We start from the raw sequence: 15,324 nt of genomic DNA on the forward strand, positions 1-15,324 counted from the left end.
ATCTCGCGTGCTGAACTGATCAAATCAATTGATTTACTGTTGCACGCGAGATGCCCCGGCTGCGCTCGGCATGACGTTCTGGGACACCCTTATTCACCCCCTTCACCTAAATAGCGTCCGAGAGGCTGGTGAAGGTGAAGTCGCGGATTTTGAGCGGGGGCACCAGGCAGCCGGCCAGGCGCACGGGCCGGCCGATGGCTTCCAGGTTATTCAGCATGATGATGGGGCTCTCGTTGAAGCGCATGTTCTTGATGGGGAACTTGATGGCCCCGTTCTCGATGTAGAACGTGCCGTCGCGCGTCAGGCCGGTGTAGAGCAGCGTTTGCGGGTCCACTTCGCGGATGTACCAGAGGCGGGTGATGAGGATGCCCTTGGCGGTGCTCTTGATGAGGTCGGCGGTGCTTTGGGTGCCGCCGCTCATCACGAAGCCGCTGGGGAAGGGCGTGGCGGTCACCTTGTTTTTCTCGGCCCAGAAGCGCGAGTAGTACAGCTGCTTCACCACGCCCTTTTCGATCCAGCCCAGGCGCTGGGTGGGCAGGCCGTTGCCGTCGAAGGCGTTGCCGGGCACCTCGGCGTTCAGGGGGTCGGAGTAGATGGTGATGCGCTCGTCGAAGAGCTTCTCGCCCTTGCGGTTGCCGCCGCCCTTCTTGGTCATGAAGCTGCGGCCCTCGTCGGCCGAGCGGGCGTCCAGCCCGTACATCAGGCCGCCGAGCAGCGAGAGGTCGCCGCTGTCCACGAGCGCGGCGGGCTCCAGAATCACGGTGTACTTGCCGGGCTCGATGGCCTTGGCGTTCACCGAGGCGGCGGCTTTGTCGGCGGCGCGCTGCGTCAGGGCTTTGGCGTTGAGCTTGGTGGGGTCCGTCACGTCGGCAATGGCGTAGCCCGAGCCGCGCCCGTCGGCGGTGCGCACCGTCACCGAGAAGTCGGTGTTGGTGGACTGCTGGTAGGCTTCGAGGCCCTTGGAGTTGCGCAGCGCCGTGAAGCGGGTGCCGCCGTCGAGAAAGCCGGCGGCGGTGAGGTTGCGGGCGGCGCACACGGCCATGCTGTCGGCGGCGGCCTGGGCGCGGGCGGCGGCGGTGAGCACCGTGGGGGCCGCCGAAGGCGGACTCAGGTACGTTTGGGGCCCCAGCAGGGGCACGTACTCGGGGCTTTCGGGGGCAAGGCGGGCAATTTCCTCGGCCCGCTGCACGCAGCGGCGCAGGGTGGCCTCGTCGAACTCGTTGCAGGTGGCCACGCCGCTGCGCTTGCCGAAACGGCTTTCCACGGCCAGCGACACGGAATTCTGCGAGCCCGCCGTGCTCACGCTGTTGCGGGCGTAGCGGATGTTGCCCGTGGTGCGCCCGTCCAGCGACGCGGCGCACTCGTCGGCGGTGCTGTAGCCGAGCACTTTTTTCAGCAAGGCCTGGGCCTCGGGTTGGGAGAGAATAGCCATTTTTTTTGAGCTGTTAGCGGTTAGCTGTTGGCTGTTAGCTTTTTTGCTGTCGTGCCTCCTCAACGGAAGCTAACAGCTAACGGCTAATAGCTAACAGCTTAAGAAATCAAACTTTCCGCGCTGTATTAATCACGTTTGCGCCGTTGAAGCGCGTGGTGGCCGAGCCGTGGCTCACCGACGACACCTGGCTGGGCTGGCCCTTGCCGTCGAAAAACGTCCCGAACAAGCGGTAGTCCGAGGCATCGCACGAGCCCGCGCAGGCCCCCCAAAACTCCTGGGTGTTCGACTGGTAGGCCACGTCTTCCAGCGGCTCCGTGATTTTGCCCTTCTCGATGGCGAAAAACAGCTGCCCGCCAAACTGGAAGTTGAACCGCTGCTGGTCGATGGAAAACGAGCCGGCCCCGGCGATGTAAATGCCTTTTTCCACGCCCTTCACCAGCTCGTCGGGGCTCATTTTGGCGGTGCCGGGCTTCAGACTCACGTTGGGCATGCGCTGGAACTGCACGTCTTCCCACGACTGCGCGTAGGCGCAGCCGTCCGACTCCTTCTGGCCCACGATGTGGGCCTGGTCCCGGATTTTCTGGTAGTTCACCAGCTTGCCTTCCTTGATGAGGTCCCACTCGCGGGTTTTCACGCCCTCGTCGTCGTAGCCCACGTTGCCCACCGAGCCGGGCTGGAGCTTGTCAGCCACGATGTTGACCACCTTCGAGCCGTAGGGCAGGTTTTTGGCCTTCCACTCCAGCGTGGCGAAGCTGGTGCCCGCGAAGTTGGCCTCGTAGCCCAGCACGCGGTCCAGCTCCGTGGGGTGGCCCACGGACTCGTGAATCGTGAGGCCCAGGTGGCCGGGGTCGAGCACCAAATCGTACTTGCCCGGGGTCACCGATTTCATGGTCAGTTTGGCCTTGGCCTGCTTGCCGGCCATTGCGGCATCGGCCAGCATGTCGTAGCGCAGCTTGTAGCCCACCGTGTCGGTGCCCTGGGGCCCCCGCACCTGCTCGGCCGCGCTGGGCGTGAGGTACTCGAACCCCAGCCCGACCGGCGCGCTCAGCGCCTCGCGGCTGCGGAACTTGCCGGTCTTCGTGTCCACGGCCGTGGCCGAGAACGTGGGCCACAGGCGGTGGATGTCTTGGTCGATGTACGAGCCGTCGGTGCTGGCGAAGTACTTCTGCTCGTTCACCTGAAACAGGGCCGAGCTGATGTAGCTGGCCCCGGCGTCGAGGGCGGCGGCGTTGGCGGCCAGCAGCAGGTCCACCTTCTGCTTGATGGGCACCTCGAAGGCGCTCTGCTGGATGGGCGTTTTCCAGCTCACCTCCCCGTAGCCCGTCTGCGCGGCCAGCTGCACGGGCTCCTTCGATACCATTTTGTTGGCCTTTGCTATGCTCACGGCCTCGCGGGCGGTGGCGGCCAGGTTGGCCTCCGTCACCACGCTGGTGGAGGCGAAGCCCCAGCAGCCCGCCACCAGCACCCGGATGCCCACGCCGTAGCTCTCGGTGCTCACGATGTTCTGCACCTGCTTCTCGCGGGCAAACACGTACTGGTTCAGCGAGCGGCCGATGCGCACGTCGGCGTAGTCGGCCCCGGCGGTTTTGGCGGCGTTCAGGGCCGCGTCGGCCAGGCGCTTTTTCAGGGCCACGTCGGCCCCCGGTTCCAGCAGGCGGGCGGGGTCCACCAGCGGGTGGCCGAAGCCGGGCAAGCTGGGCAAAAACAGGGCCCCGGCGGCGAGGCCGGTGAGGCCCACAAAGTCACGTCTTTTCATGTCGGTAAAGAAAAGATAGAAAATGTACTATTTCATAAATAAAAATTTCGCACCGAGTTAAAACGAGCTTGGCAGATTTTCACAGAGAAGGTTCTAACTCTTTGAAAATCTGCCAAGTTTGTTTTAACTCGGTGCGAAATCGACGTCGCGCCGCTACACCGCGTCGGACAAACTGGTGAAGGTGAAGTCGCGGATTTTCAGCGGCGGCACCAGGTTGCCGTTCAGGCGCACGGGCTTGCCGATGGCCTCCAGGTTATTCAGCATGATGACCGGGCTCTCGTTGAAGCGGAAGTTTTTCACCGGAAACTTGATGGCCCCGTTTTCGATGTAGAAGGTTCCGTCGCGCGTCAGGCCGGTGAACAGCAGCGTTTGCGGATCGACGGGGCGGATGTACCACAGGCGGGTGACGAGGATGCCCTTGGCGGTGCTTTTGATGAGGTCGGCGGTGCTTTGGGTGCCGCCTTCCATCACCCAGCCGTTGGGGCGGGGCAGGTCGGGAATACCGGCCTTCTGGGCCCAGAAGCGGGTGGAGTAGAGGTTCTTCACCACGCCCTTTTCAATCCAGGTGGTGCGCTGCTGCGGGCGCCCGTCGCCGCTGAACGTCAGGTCGCTGATGTCCGGGTTCAGCGGGTCGGAATAAATGGTTACCCGCTCGTCAAACAGCTTTTCGCCCTTGCGGTTGCCGCCGCCTTTTTTGCTGAGGAAGCTGCGGCCTTCGTCGGCGTTGCGGGCATCGAGGCTCTGCATGAGCGCGCCGAGCAGCGAAGTATCCACGTTGGACAGCAGCGCGTTGGGCTCCAGAATCACGGTGTACTTGCCGGGCTCAATGGCGCGGGCTTTCACAGACGACGCGGCTTTGTCGGCGGCAATCTTCGTGAAGCGGGCCGCGTCCATCTTCGCCGCGTCGATGTAGTCGCCCGAGGCGTAGCCCGAGCCGGTGCCGTCCGGCGTGCGCACCGTCACCGAGAACGTGACGTTGGAAACCTGCTGGTAAGCCTCCAGCCCTTTGGAGTTGCGCTTGGCCACGAAGCCCACCGAGTCGTTCAAGAATGCGGCGGAGCTGAGCTTTTTCTGGTCGCAGAGGGCCATGCTGGCCCCGATTTGCGCGGCCCGGTAGTCGGGGGTGATGGCGGCCGTGGCGGCGGCAAAGGCGCGGCCGCCGTCGAGGTAGGTTTGGGGCCCCAGCAGGGGCATGTACTCGGGGCTTTCGGGGGCGAGGCGGGCAATTTCCTCGGCCCGCTGCACGCAGCGGCGCAGGGTGGCCTCGTCGAATTCGTTGCAGGTGGCCACGCCGCTGCGCTTGCCGAAGCGGCTTTCCACAGCGAGAGAAATATTATCGTTCGCGCCGGCGGTGCTGATGGAGTTGCGCGCCGAGCGCACGTTGCCGCCCGTGTTGCCGTTGAGCGTGGCATCGCACTCGTCGGCGGTGCTGAAGCTGAGGACTTTCTTGAGGATGGTTTGGGCGTCGTCTTTGGAGAGCATGGCTATTTTATTGGAGCGGTTAGCTTATAGCGGTTAGCTGTTAGCTTGTTGTGGTGGCCGGGCCCCTGGGAAGAAGCTAAGAGCCAACAGCTGTAAGCTAACAGCTAAAAAAAATTACCCAATTTTCCGGGCCGTATTAATCACGTTCACGCCGTTAAAGCGCGTGGTGGCCGAGCCGTGGCTCACGGCCGAGCTTTGCGAGGGCTGCCCTTTGCCGTCGTTGAAAGCCCCGAAGAAGCGGAAGTCGCTCTCGTCGCAGGTGGCGGCGCAGGAGTTCCAGAATTCCTGGGTGTTGGCCTGGTAGGCCACGTCCTCCAGCATTTCGGTGATTTTGCCCTTCTCGATAGCGTAAAACACCTGCCCGCCGAACTGGAAGTTGAAGCGCTGCTGGTCGATGGAAAAGGAGCCGTTGCCGGCAATGTAGATGCCCTTGTCCACCTTGCTCACCAGCTCGTCCACGCTCAGCTTGGCCTTGCCGGGCTGCAGGCTCACGTTGGGCATGCGCTGAAACTGCACGTCCTGCCACGACTGCGAGTAGCAGCAGCCGTCCGATTCCTTCTGGCCCACCATGTGGGCCTGGTCGCGAATCTTTTCGTAGTCCACCAGCCGGCCTTCTTTGATGAGGTCCCAGCGCTTGGTTTTCACGCCTTCGTCGTCGTAGCCCACCGCGCCCAGCGTGCCCGGCTGCGTTTTGTCGGCCACAATGTTCACCACTTTCGAGCCGTAGGGCAGGCCCTTGGCTTTCCACTCCAGGGTAGCGAAACTGGTGCCGGCGTAGTTGGCCTCGTAGCCCAGCACGCGGTCCAGCTCCAGCGGGTGGCCCACGCTCTCGTGGATGGTGAGGCCCAGGTGGTGCGGGTCGAGCACAAGGTCGTACTTGCCGGGTACCACGCTCTTGGCGGTCAGTTTCTGCTTCACCTGCTTGGCGGCGGCGGCCACGTCTTCCAACATGTCGTAGCTGTACTTGTAGCCCACAACGTCGGAGCCCGTGGGGCCGGCCACTTTGTCGGCCGCTTTGGGCGTGAGGTACTCGTAGCCCATGCCCACGGGCGAGCTCAGGGCCTGCCGCGAGCGGAACTTGCCGCTGGCCCGGTCGATGGCCGTGACGTTGAACGAGGGGTAAATGCGGTGAATGTCCTGGTCGATGTACGAGCCGTCGGTGCTGGCAAAGTACTTCTGCTCGTTCACCTGCGACAAAATCGAATTCACGAACGACACGCCCAAATCCAGGGCCTTCGCGTTCACGCCCAGCAGCAAATCCACCTTGTCCTTGATGGGCACCTCAAACGCGTTCTGCTGAATCGGAGCCTTCCAGCTCACCTCGCCGAAGCCGGCCTGCGGGGCCAGCTGCACCTTTTCCTTCTGCACTTTGCTATTGGCCTTGGCAATTTGCACGGCCAGCTGCGCGGCCTTCGCAATGCCCGCCTCGGTCACGGTGTTGGTGGAGGCGAAGCCCCAGGTGCCGTTGGCAATCACGCGCACGCCCACGCCGTAGCTCTCGGTGCTGGCGATGCCCTGTACCTGCTTTTCGCGGGTGAACACGCTCTGGTTGAGGTAGCGGCCAATGCGCACGTCGGCGTAGCTGGCGCCGGCAGCTTTGGCAGCGTTAAGGCCGGCATCAGCGAGGCGCTTTTTCTGGGCGGTGTCGGCACCGGGCTCCAGCAGGCGGGCGGGGTCCACCAGGGCGCCGCCGAGGCTGGGGAAGCTGGGAAGAAACAGGGCCCCGGCCGCCAGGCCGGTCAGTCCCACAAAGTTGCGTCTTTTCATGGTATGCAGAGAAGGGGGTATTTAGTTATTTTATAGGCTGTTATGCTCGGTGCTTCGATTACACTGCGTCCGATAAACTCGTGAAGGTGAAGTCCCGGATTTTGAGGGGCGGCACCAAGTTGCCGCCCAACCGGACCGGCTTGCCCAGCGCCTCCAGGTTGTTGAGCATGATGACCGGGCTCTCGTTGAAGCGGAAGTTTTTCACCGGAAACTTGATGGCCCCGTTTTCGATGTAAAACGTGCCGTCGCGCGTCAGGCCCGTGTAAAGCAGCGTCTGCGGGTCCACGGCCCGGATGTAGTAGAGGCGCGTGACGAGGATGCCCTTGGCGGTGCTTTTGATGAGGTCGGCGGTGCTTTGGGTGCCGCCTGCCATTATCCAGCCACCGGGCGGCGGGATGTCGGGCACGCCCGATTTCTGGGCCCAGAAGCGCGAGGTGTAGAGGTTTTTCACCACGCCTTTTTCCACCCACGTCACCTGCTGCTGCGGCCGGCCGTCGCCGCTGAACGTCAGGTCGGGCACGTCGGGGTTCGTGGGGTCGGAGAAGATGGTGACCCGCTCGTCGAAGACTTTTTCGCCCTTCTTGTTGCCGCCGCCTTTCTTGCTGAGGAAGCTGCGGCCTTCGTCGGCGTTGCGGGCGTCCATGGCGCCCATCATGTTGCTCAGCAAATCAACGGCCGCGGCGGGCTCCAAAATCACGGTGTACTTGCCCGGCTCGATGGCCTTGGCGTTCACCGAGGAGGCCGCTTTATCGGCCGCTACCCGCGTGAGGCGGGCGGCGTCAAACTTCGCCAAATCGGTGTAGTTGGCAATGGCGTAGCCCGAACCGGTGCCGTCGGCCGTGCGCACGGTAATGGAGAAATCCACGCTGCTGCGCTGCTGGTAAGCCTCCAGGCCCTTCGAGTTGCGCTTGGCCACGAAGCCGGCCGAGTCGTTGAAAAAGCCGGCGGAGCTGAGTTTCTTCTGGTCGCAGAGCGCCATGCTAGCCCCGATTTGCTCGGCCCGGTAGTCGGGGGTGATGGCGGCCGTGCGCGCCGCAAACGAGCCGGGCGACGTGAGGTAGGTTTGGGGCCCTAGAAGAGGTACGTACTCGGGGCTCTCGGGGGCGAGGCGGGCAATTTCCTCGGCCCGCTGCACGCAGCGGCGCAGGCTGGCCTCGTCGAACTCGTTGCAGGTGGCCAGGCCGCTGCGCTTGCCAAAGCGTGCCTGCACCGACAACGACACGTTTTCGGCCGCGCCGGCGGTGCTGATGGAGTTGCGCGCCGAGCGCACGTTGCCGCCCGTGCTGCCGTTGAGCGTGGCCTCGCACTCGTCGGTGGTGCTGAAGCTGAGGACTTTCTTGAGGATGGTTTGGGCGTCGTCTTTGGAGAGCATGGCTATTTCGTTGGAGCGGTTAGCTTATCGCGGTTAGCTTTTGGTGGTGACCAGGCCTCTGGGAAGAAGCTAAGAGCCAACAGCTGTAAGCTAACAGCTAAAAAAATTACCCAATTTTCCGGGCCGTGTTAATCACGTTCACGCCGTTAAAGCGCGTGGTGGCCGAGCCGTGGCTCACGGCTGAAGCCTGGCTCGGCTGGCCCTTGCCGTCGAAAAAGGAGCCGAACAGGCGGTAGTCGGATTCGTCGCAGGTGGCGGCGCAGGAGTTCCAGAATTCCTGGGTGTTGGCCTGGTAGGCCACATCCTCCAGCATTTCGGTGATTTTGCCCTTCTCGATGGCGTAAAACACCTGGCCGCCGAACTGGAAGTTGTAGCGCTGCTGGTCGATGGAATAGGAGCCGCGCCCGGCGATGTAGATGCCCTTGTCCACGTTCTTGATGAGCTCGTCCACGCTCAGCTTGGCCTTGCCGGGCTGCAAGCTCACGTTGGGCATGCGCTGGAACTGCACCGAATCCCAGGAATCGGCGTAGCAGCAGCCATCCGATTCGGTTTGCCCGACGATGTGGGCTTGGTCGCGAATCTTTTCGTAGTCCACCAGCCGGCCTTCTTTGATGAGGTCCCAGCGCTTGGTTTTCACGCCTTCGTCGTCGTAGCCCACGGCCCCGAGCGAACCGGGTTGCAGCTTGTCGGCCACAATGTTCACCACTTTCGAGCCGTAGGGCAGGCCCTTGGCTTTCCACTCCAAGGTGGCGAAGCTAGTGCCGGCGTAGTTGGCCTCGTAGCCCAGCACGCGGTCGAGTTCCAGCGGGTGGCCCACGCTCTCGTGGATGGTGAGGCCCAGGTGGTTGGGTTCGAGTACGAGGTCGTACTTGCCGGGCACCACCGATTTGGCGGTCAGCTTTTCCTTCACCTGCTTGGCCGCCAACGCCGCGTCGGCGAGGATGTCGTAGCTGTTGCGGTAGCCGACGAGGCCCGTGCCGGCGGCCCCGGCCACCTGGTCGGCGGCCTTGGGCGTGAGGTACTCGTAGCCCAGGCCCATCGGGGCGCTCAGCGCGTCGCGCGAGCGGAACTTGCCGGTGGCCTTGTCGATGGCCGTGACCGAGAACGTGGGCCAGATGCGGTGCACGTCCTGGTCGATGTACGAGCCGTCGGTGCTCGCAAAATACTTCTGCTCATTAATTTGGAACAGCGACGAGTTCACGAACGACGCGCCGTTGGCCAGGGCCGCGGCGTTGGCTGCCAGCAGCAGTTCCACTTTTTGGGCAATGGGCACCTCGAAGGCGTTTTGCTGGATGGGTGTTTTCCAGCTCACCTCGCCGTAGCCTTTTTGCGGGGCCAGGCGCACCTGTTCCTTCTGCACTTTGCTGTTGGCCTTGGCCGTTTGCACGGCCAGCTGGGCGGCTTTGGCCAGGCCGGCTTCGCTCACGTTGTTGGTGGCCGCGAAGCCCCAGGTGCCGCCGGCCAGCACCCGCACGCCGGCCCCAAAGCTCTCGCCGCTGGCCAGGTTTTGCACCTGCTTTTCGCGCGTAAAAATGCTTTGGTTGAGGTAGCGGCCGATGCGTACATCGGCGTAGCTGGCGCCGGCGGCCCTGGCGGCGTTCAGGCCGGCGTCGGCCAGGCGCTTTTTCTGGGCCACGTCCAGGCCCGGCTCCAGCAGGCGGGCGGGGTCCACGGGCGTGCCGCCCAGGGAAGGAAAAGCGGGGAGGAACAGGGCCCCGGCGGCCAGGCCGGTGAGGCCCACAAAGTTGCGTCGTTTCACGGGATGAAGCAGGAGTGAGGAAGGCCGCCGCCGCAAAGTAGGACGGAAATACGATTTTCTTGCCGCTTTTTTTCGGCAGCAGCACCTGAAAGGTGCGGGCCGGTGCGGCGGGGTTGCACGGCGGCCGGGCCGCGGGGGCAAAACCAGCGCCGTGGCCCGCCCTGCCCGGGGCCGCCCAGGGCCTGCCACCGCCGGCCTTTGCCCACACAAAAATGCCCCGGCCAGTGCTGGCCGGGGCATTTTGGTTAACAGAAGCGCAGGGCTTGCGCCGCCGGCTACTGCTTCAGCAGGCGGTTCACGTAAGTCTGCTGGGCGCCGATTACTTGCAGCAGGTACACGCCGGCTTGCAGGCTGCCCAGGCGCTGGTTGAGCTGCTGGTTGAGCTGGGCGGCGGTGCCGCGGCCGTCGAGCACGAGCTGGCCGGTGGCGGTGTGCACCAGCAGGCGCAGCCCGGAGCCGGCCTCGGGCACGTCGAGGCGCACGGTCTGGCCGGCGGGGTTGGGGTAGAGGGCCAGGGCGGCGGTGCTGCGGGCCTTGGTGCCCGTCACGGTGCTCGCAAAGGCGTAGCGCGTCAGCACCGGGTAGTGGTCGGAGGTGGTGCTGCCGTAGTTGGCGATGGTGCCGGCGATGCCGGTTTGCACCTCGGCCGTGCCCTTGATGAAGTAGGAGTAGAGCGACTTTGAAGTAATCACGTGGTCAATCACGTCGTTGTAGGACACCGTCGATTTTTTGCCTTTCAAACTCAGCTCTTGGAGGGTGGGCGAGGGGTAGTTGAGGGAGTCGTTGGTGAAGGCACTGTACGAGGTGACGGGCGGTGTGATGCCGGCGGTAATGGTCTGGTCAAGGTCGTCGTTGATGTCGCCGAGCACCATGAAGTCCTTGCCCGCGTAGTCGGCGTCGAGCTTGGCCTTGAGCTCGTCGGAGGCACTTTTGCGGCGGGCGTAGGACGTGGCCGTGGGGCTGGTGTTGGCCTTGCCGTGGATGGCCACGAACGTCACGGGCTTGGTTACGCCGTTCAGCGTCACGTCGGCCTGCATCACGTAGGGAAAGCGGCCCGACGACCAGTAGCTGAAATCGGGGCGGGCCTGGGCCTCCTTCGAGCGGAAGAACGACGAGAACTTGGCGTTGTGCACCACGCTGGTGCGGTACACGAAGGCCAGCTTCTGGGCCCCGGCGTAGTCGGCGTCGAGGCTGTCGTCGGCGTAGGAGCCGAAGTACGACACGCGGTAGGCGTAGCCGGGCATGGCAGCCACCAAGTTGCGCAGGCGCACGGTATCCACTACTTCCAGCAGGGCGTACACGTCGGCGTTTAGGCCTTTAAGCACTTTGCTGGCGTTGGTGTACTGTAAATCTTTGTCGTTGGGGCCCAAGCCGGCGGCCGAGGAGCCGAACCACTCCATGTTCCAGTTCACCACTTCCAAGGTATTGGCCACGTCGTAAGTATTACCGCTCAGGTTTAACGTCAGCGTGGGCACGCCGGAAGTGGCCACGGTGGGCGCGGCGGTGTAAGTAGTGGCGGCCTGGGTGGGCAGGAAGCGCACCCGGACGGCCAGCGTGCGGTTGCTGGCCTCGGCCTGGCTGTAGGTCAGCGAAGGGCTGTAAGCCACGCTGTCCTTCGAGAGCTGAAACGCGGGGCCGGGCGAGGTGATGGTGAGCGGGCCGGTCAGGTTAGTGGTGGTCAGGTTCAGCACCGCGTAGGCGGGGGTGTTCACGGCCTGGTAGCCGAAGCTCAGGTTCTGAGCGCTGAGGCGCACGGCGGGCGGCGAGGGCGTGGCCGAGTTGGTCAGCACCACATCGTCCACGGTCCAGCGGGCCCCTTCGTCGGTGGTCGAATTGTACACGAAGGCCACGTACACGGGGCCCGCTTTGTAGGCGCTCAGGTCGATGCTCGGGGTGAGGGTCCACACGTCGGAGCCCTGGGCGGGGAAGCTGGCGTTGAGGTCGGTCCAGGTGACGCCCGCGGCGTTGGGGCTGCCCGTGCCGGCGTAGTTGGTCGAAACCAGCAGCCGCAGCGGCGGGCCGTTGAAGGCAGTGCGCGTCCAGTACGAGAGCAGCGGGTAAGTGGTGCCGCTCAGGCTCAGGGCGGGCGAGATGAGCCAGTCCTCGTTGGTAACGTTGGCCCCGTTGGCGTAGCCGTTCATCTGCACGGCGTTGGGGTAGGCCGCCGTACCGGCGGGGTTGCCGGGGTCACGGCCGAAGGTGGTGCAGGCCCAGGCCTGGGCCCCCACCACGCTGTACTGCGTGAAGCCGTCCGAAAGCGTGGTGCTGCCCGTGCAGGCGTTGAAGTCGTACACCGTCTGGGTGGGGTCGTTGCCGGTTACCGTTACGGTTACGGTCCGGGAGGTGGCTCCCACGCTGCGGTTAGTAATCTCACTGGTAGAAGCGCCGGCCACCTGGCCCAGCCGGTTGGGCGTTACGCGCACGTACACCTGCCGGGGCTGCGCCAGTTCGGCCACCGTGTAGGTCAGGCTGTCGCTGAAAGTGATACCATCTTTCGATACGCTACCGCCCCGCACCATCACCGGGCCCGTCAGGTTGGCCCCGGTCAGGGTGTAGGTCTGGGGGGCCGAGGGCTGGTTGATGGTCTGCTTGCCAAAATCCAGCGCGGCGGGGGCCACGGCCAGCGAGGGGGCCGCGGCGTTGGCGCTCCAGCTCAGCGCAAAGTCGTCGATGGCCGAGCTGGGGCGGTTCTGCGCCCCCGTGGTGGCCGTTGGGGCCACGATGCGAATCCAGACCGGCCCGGCCAGGTTGTCGAGGGCCCCGCCGAAGCTGGCCGTCACGGTGGTGCTGGAGAACACGGGGCCCGTGGTGCTGGTGGTGCCCACCTGCGTGAAGGCCGTGGGCGTGGTGCCCGTGCCGTAGTCCACGCGCCAGGTGGTGGTGCGGCCCGAGGTGCTGTCGAGCGATTGCAGCTTGAAGCTCAGGGCAAAATCAGTTTTGCCGGTGGTGTTGGCCACTCGAAACACAAAGGCCGGGCCTGCGCCCGTGGCGGTGGTGCCGTCGCCAAAAGCGCCCGTCTGGCGCACGCCCAAGGCGCGGTTGGGAGCGGCGGCCTGTGCGGCGGCCGTGGCCTTGCTGTGCAGGCCCGTGGCCGAGGCGTAGTTTTTAAAGTTGCCGTTCGTAGCCGTCCAGATGGTGGACGTGGCCACGGTGGAAGCCTCAGCGCTGGGCGTGAGCACCGGCGCGGGGGCCGCCGTGCCCAGGGCCGTGGCCGTGGCCCCGGTGTACACGCTGAAGCCCGTGGGCAGGCCCGTGGCGAGGCCGTCGAAGCTCTCGGTGTAGGGGCTGGTGCCCAGCGTGGCCTGCGCGTGGGCCCTGGGCGCGAGCAGGGCCAGGCAAGCGGCCAGTCCGGAAAGTAAAATGTGCTTCATCAGAGAAAATGAGGTAGAAAATAGTTTTCGCGGAGCAAAATTACCAAATTAAAACCCGGGCAGTGTTACGCCAGTGTTGCGATACCGACCAAAGATTGGACATTGCCCGGCGGATTGCAAAGCGACGGCTAGACCGGAACACAAAAAACCCGCCCGCAATGCGCAGGCGGGGATTGATTCTGGAAGCCATTCTTTTACCTGTGGCGGGTTAATGCTGGATGCTGAGCTGACGCCGCGTCGTGGTTTGCCCGCGCCGGACGACCACTTGATATAGCCCTTCTGGCCAGGCCTGCGTGTTCAGGTGTACGCTTGGTGCCGTGACGTTCGCAGCATCGAATACCATCTGCGCCTGCCCGTTATACACCGTCACCTGCATCGGCATAGCAGCGGTAACCGGCGGAGAAGCAGAACTTTTAGTTGGCTCAACGGCGGAACTGGTTGCAAAGCTTTGTGACTGGTTTGAAGCATTTGCCTTGCTGGCCGAAGCATCGGGGTCTTCGTTGGCTACGTCCACGTAGGTATCTGCGGGATTGGGGTACATGGCCGTCCGGGTCTGCGGCTGGGCGTAGTACTCAGCGCTGGCCGTTTGCGTGCCGCTTGTGACAACGACTTTGACTCGTACGTAAAATGAGTAACCGTTCAGGCACGTGCCAAAGGTGGTACCGTTGCTGACCACTCCTCCGTAGTTATTGCCCGTGCCGCTGGCGTCGAAGTACCACTGGTACGCGTACACGCCGGTGCTGCCGGTGGCGGCGGCCGTCCACTGCGCGTAGTTGCTTTGGCCGGAAGGAGAAGTGCAGTAGTTGAGGTAAGAAAGGTTAGTGATGTTAACGTACAGCGGGTCCTGGGCCGGTACGGTACAATCCGTATTCGTGAGGTTGAGCGCGGGGTTTGTCCCGTAATTGGCCGATGGATCAACGGTGAAGGTGCCGTTGCTGCCGACAACGATACCATAGCCACTGCCGGATTGGTTGGCCGCGCAGATGTAGGCCCCGGCTTCCACAATGAGTTGGCCACCCACGTAGAGTTCCGCGCCGTCGCGCACCACCAGAGTCGCCCCCTTTTTGATGCGCATCACCGAGCCCGTGTTAATACCAACATACCCGCCGGCCCCGATGTCTAGCAAGCTGTTGGCCGACATGTCCAACGAAGCGGTGTGCCCTGACGTGTCGCCTAGGTACATGCCGCCGTTGTCGTTGACCTGAACGACCGTGGCGCAGTTGGAGGTGTATACATCGAAGTTGGCCTGGGACGGACTGCCCTGGGTGGCCGCGGTACCCCCATTCACCGGAAATGCCCAGATGTTGACGTCAAGCTCGCCCCAGCTGTTGACTTGCACAGAAGGCAGCAGGTGCCGGTAGGGACTACCGTAGTTGTATCGTTGGTTGGCAAGCACCGCGGGCATGTGGTGCGCCGACTCGCGCAATTCGTTTTGAATCCAACTGCCGTTGTCGGTACTGTAAGAATTATTGCCCTGCGTAGAGCCTTGCGCATTGGTAATTTGTACGTGCGGTTCATTCACGTTGTCTGCTGCAAAATAAGCATCAAATGCATATTTTGCCCGGTTTGGGCGGTCATTTACTGGAATTTGCTGCTTAACATTATAACCAAGATTTGGGCTATTAATAGAGCCAGCATCTTGGATATCTAATGCACTGATGGTAGCCATGAATGTATTGGTATCCCAATCGGCCCGTAAAGCACCATCGCTTTCGTCACGTGCATCACCCGCCACCCGGGTACTTGAGCCAGGAGCCGTATCGTAGTATCCCCAGCTTGGGTCAGCATAGTAATAGTGCCAATTATTTGTTATAGAATATGGCTTTCGATAGCGCATAATGACATTGTCATGCCCACGGCTGCTAACGCCAGGGAGTGCATAAGCGTAATTTAGACCAGTTACAAGCCTAGGGAAATAGCCGCTAAATAATCCGTTGTCAGAGTGAAGTAATTGCATGCCCGGGGACATGCCTGCTTGCGGAATAGCATTTCCGCTTCCATTAGCTACAGCCACCTTTCGTAATAAAGATGGATAGCTATTGGTTGAAGCCTGCCAACCTTGCCACTGCTGCCTATAGCCGTTGGCCCTTTCGTTGTAGTGGAAGATAGTCATTTGCATAGTGGCTTCGCGCAACAGTTTGTTATTGATAACATCTTGTGCGCTGCCAGCTCCAATCCAAATATTTTGCAAGCGGTCAAACATATCTTGGATTCCCAGCGACACGTTGGCCCCGCGATTGGGTGAATCAAACGACACGTACAGTTTGCTGTTGTGGCAGATGCCTTGCTGTGAGGTGGTCTAGTCAAGGCGCACAGAAGCAGGACGTATATTTCCTGAGTCATGAGTGCAGAAAAGACCAAGAAGACGCCGGATAAACGGCGTAA

The 15,324-nt window shown here is 62.8% G+C and carries 8 protein-coding genes; all 8 read right to left on the reverse strand.

Going from position 1 to position 15,324, the window contains the following annotated elements:
* Positions 1-106 precede the first annotated feature (106 nt).
* Complete coding sequence (locus HNP98_RS17550; RefSeq protein WP_173811477.1) at positions 107-1,432, reverse strand: TldD/PmbA family protein; 1,326 nt, start codon at positions 1,430-1,432, stop codon at positions 107-109.
* Positions 1,433-1,538: 106 nt separating this feature from the next.
* Positions 1,539-3,188: a TldD/PmbA family protein gene (locus HNP98_RS17555; protein WP_173811478.1), complete on the reverse strand. Its 1,650-nt coding sequence runs from the start codon at positions 3,186-3,188 to the stop codon at positions 1,539-1,541.
* A gap of 153 nt (positions 3,189-3,341) precedes the next feature.
* Positions 3,342-4,676 carry a TldD/PmbA family protein gene (locus tag HNP98_RS17560; protein ID WP_173811488.1) on the reverse strand — a complete coding sequence of 445 codons (1,335 nt, stop codon included), beginning with the start codon at positions 4,674-4,676 and terminating at the stop codon, positions 3,342-3,344.
* A 108-nt stretch (positions 4,677-4,784) separates the two neighbouring features.
* On the reverse strand, positions 4,785-6,437 hold the full coding sequence (locus HNP98_RS17565; RefSeq protein ID WP_173811479.1) for a TldD/PmbA family protein: 1,653 nt from the start codon (positions 6,435-6,437) through the stop codon (positions 4,785-4,787).
* A gap of 58 nt (positions 6,438-6,495) precedes the next feature.
* Positions 6,496-7,815 (reverse strand): TldD/PmbA family protein, encoded by a 1,320-nt coding sequence (locus HNP98_RS17570; RefSeq protein WP_173811489.1) that lies wholly within the window; start codon positions 7,813-7,815, stop codon positions 6,496-6,498.
* Positions 7,816-7,915: 100 nt separating this feature from the next.
* Positions 7,916-9,568 carry a TldD/PmbA family protein gene (locus tag HNP98_RS17575; RefSeq protein ID WP_173811480.1) on the reverse strand — a complete coding sequence of 551 codons (1,653 nt, stop codon included), beginning with the start codon at positions 9,566-9,568 and terminating at the stop codon, positions 7,916-7,918.
* A 275-nt stretch (positions 9,569-9,843) separates the two neighbouring features.
* Positions 9,844-12,939, reverse strand: a complete 3,096-nt coding sequence (locus HNP98_RS17580) for a T9SS-dependent choice-of-anchor J family protein (protein WP_173811481.1) — start codon at positions 12,937-12,939, stop codon at positions 9,844-9,846.
* A gap of 208 nt (positions 12,940-13,147) precedes the next feature.
* Positions 13,148-15,142, reverse strand: coding sequence for a hypothetical protein (locus HNP98_RS17585; protein WP_173811482.1), 1,995 nt, complete (start codon positions 15,140-15,142; stop codon positions 13,148-13,150).
* Between the last annotated feature and the right edge of the window lie 182 nt (positions 15,143-15,324).

It is taken from the genome of Hymenobacter caeli (assembly GCF_013294115.1).
Lineage (GTDB): Bacteria > Bacteroidota > Bacteroidia > Cytophagales > Hymenobacteraceae > Hymenobacter > Hymenobacter caeli.

Bases quoted from the DNA above. Each gene is read 5' to 3' on its own strand.
- HNP98_RS17550 (WP_173811477.1), bottom strand. From the start codon at position 1,432: ATGGCTATTCTCTCCCAACCCGAGGCCCAGGCCTTGCTGAAAAAAGTG.
- HNP98_RS17555 (WP_173811478.1), bottom strand. From the start codon at position 3,188: ATGAAAAGACGTGACTTTGTGGGCCTCACCGGCCTCGCCGCCGGGGCC.
- HNP98_RS17565 (WP_173811479.1), bottom strand. From the start codon at position 6,437: ATGAAAAGACGCAACTTTGTGGGACTGACCGGCCTGGCGGCCGGGGCC.
- HNP98_RS17580 (WP_173811481.1), bottom strand. From the start codon at position 12,939: ATGAAGCACATTTTACTTTCCGGACTGGCCGCTTGCCTGGCCCTGCTC.
- HNP98_RS17585 (WP_173811482.1), bottom strand. From the start codon at position 15,142: ATGTTTGACCGCTTGCAAAATATTTGGATTGGAGCTGGCAGCGCACAA.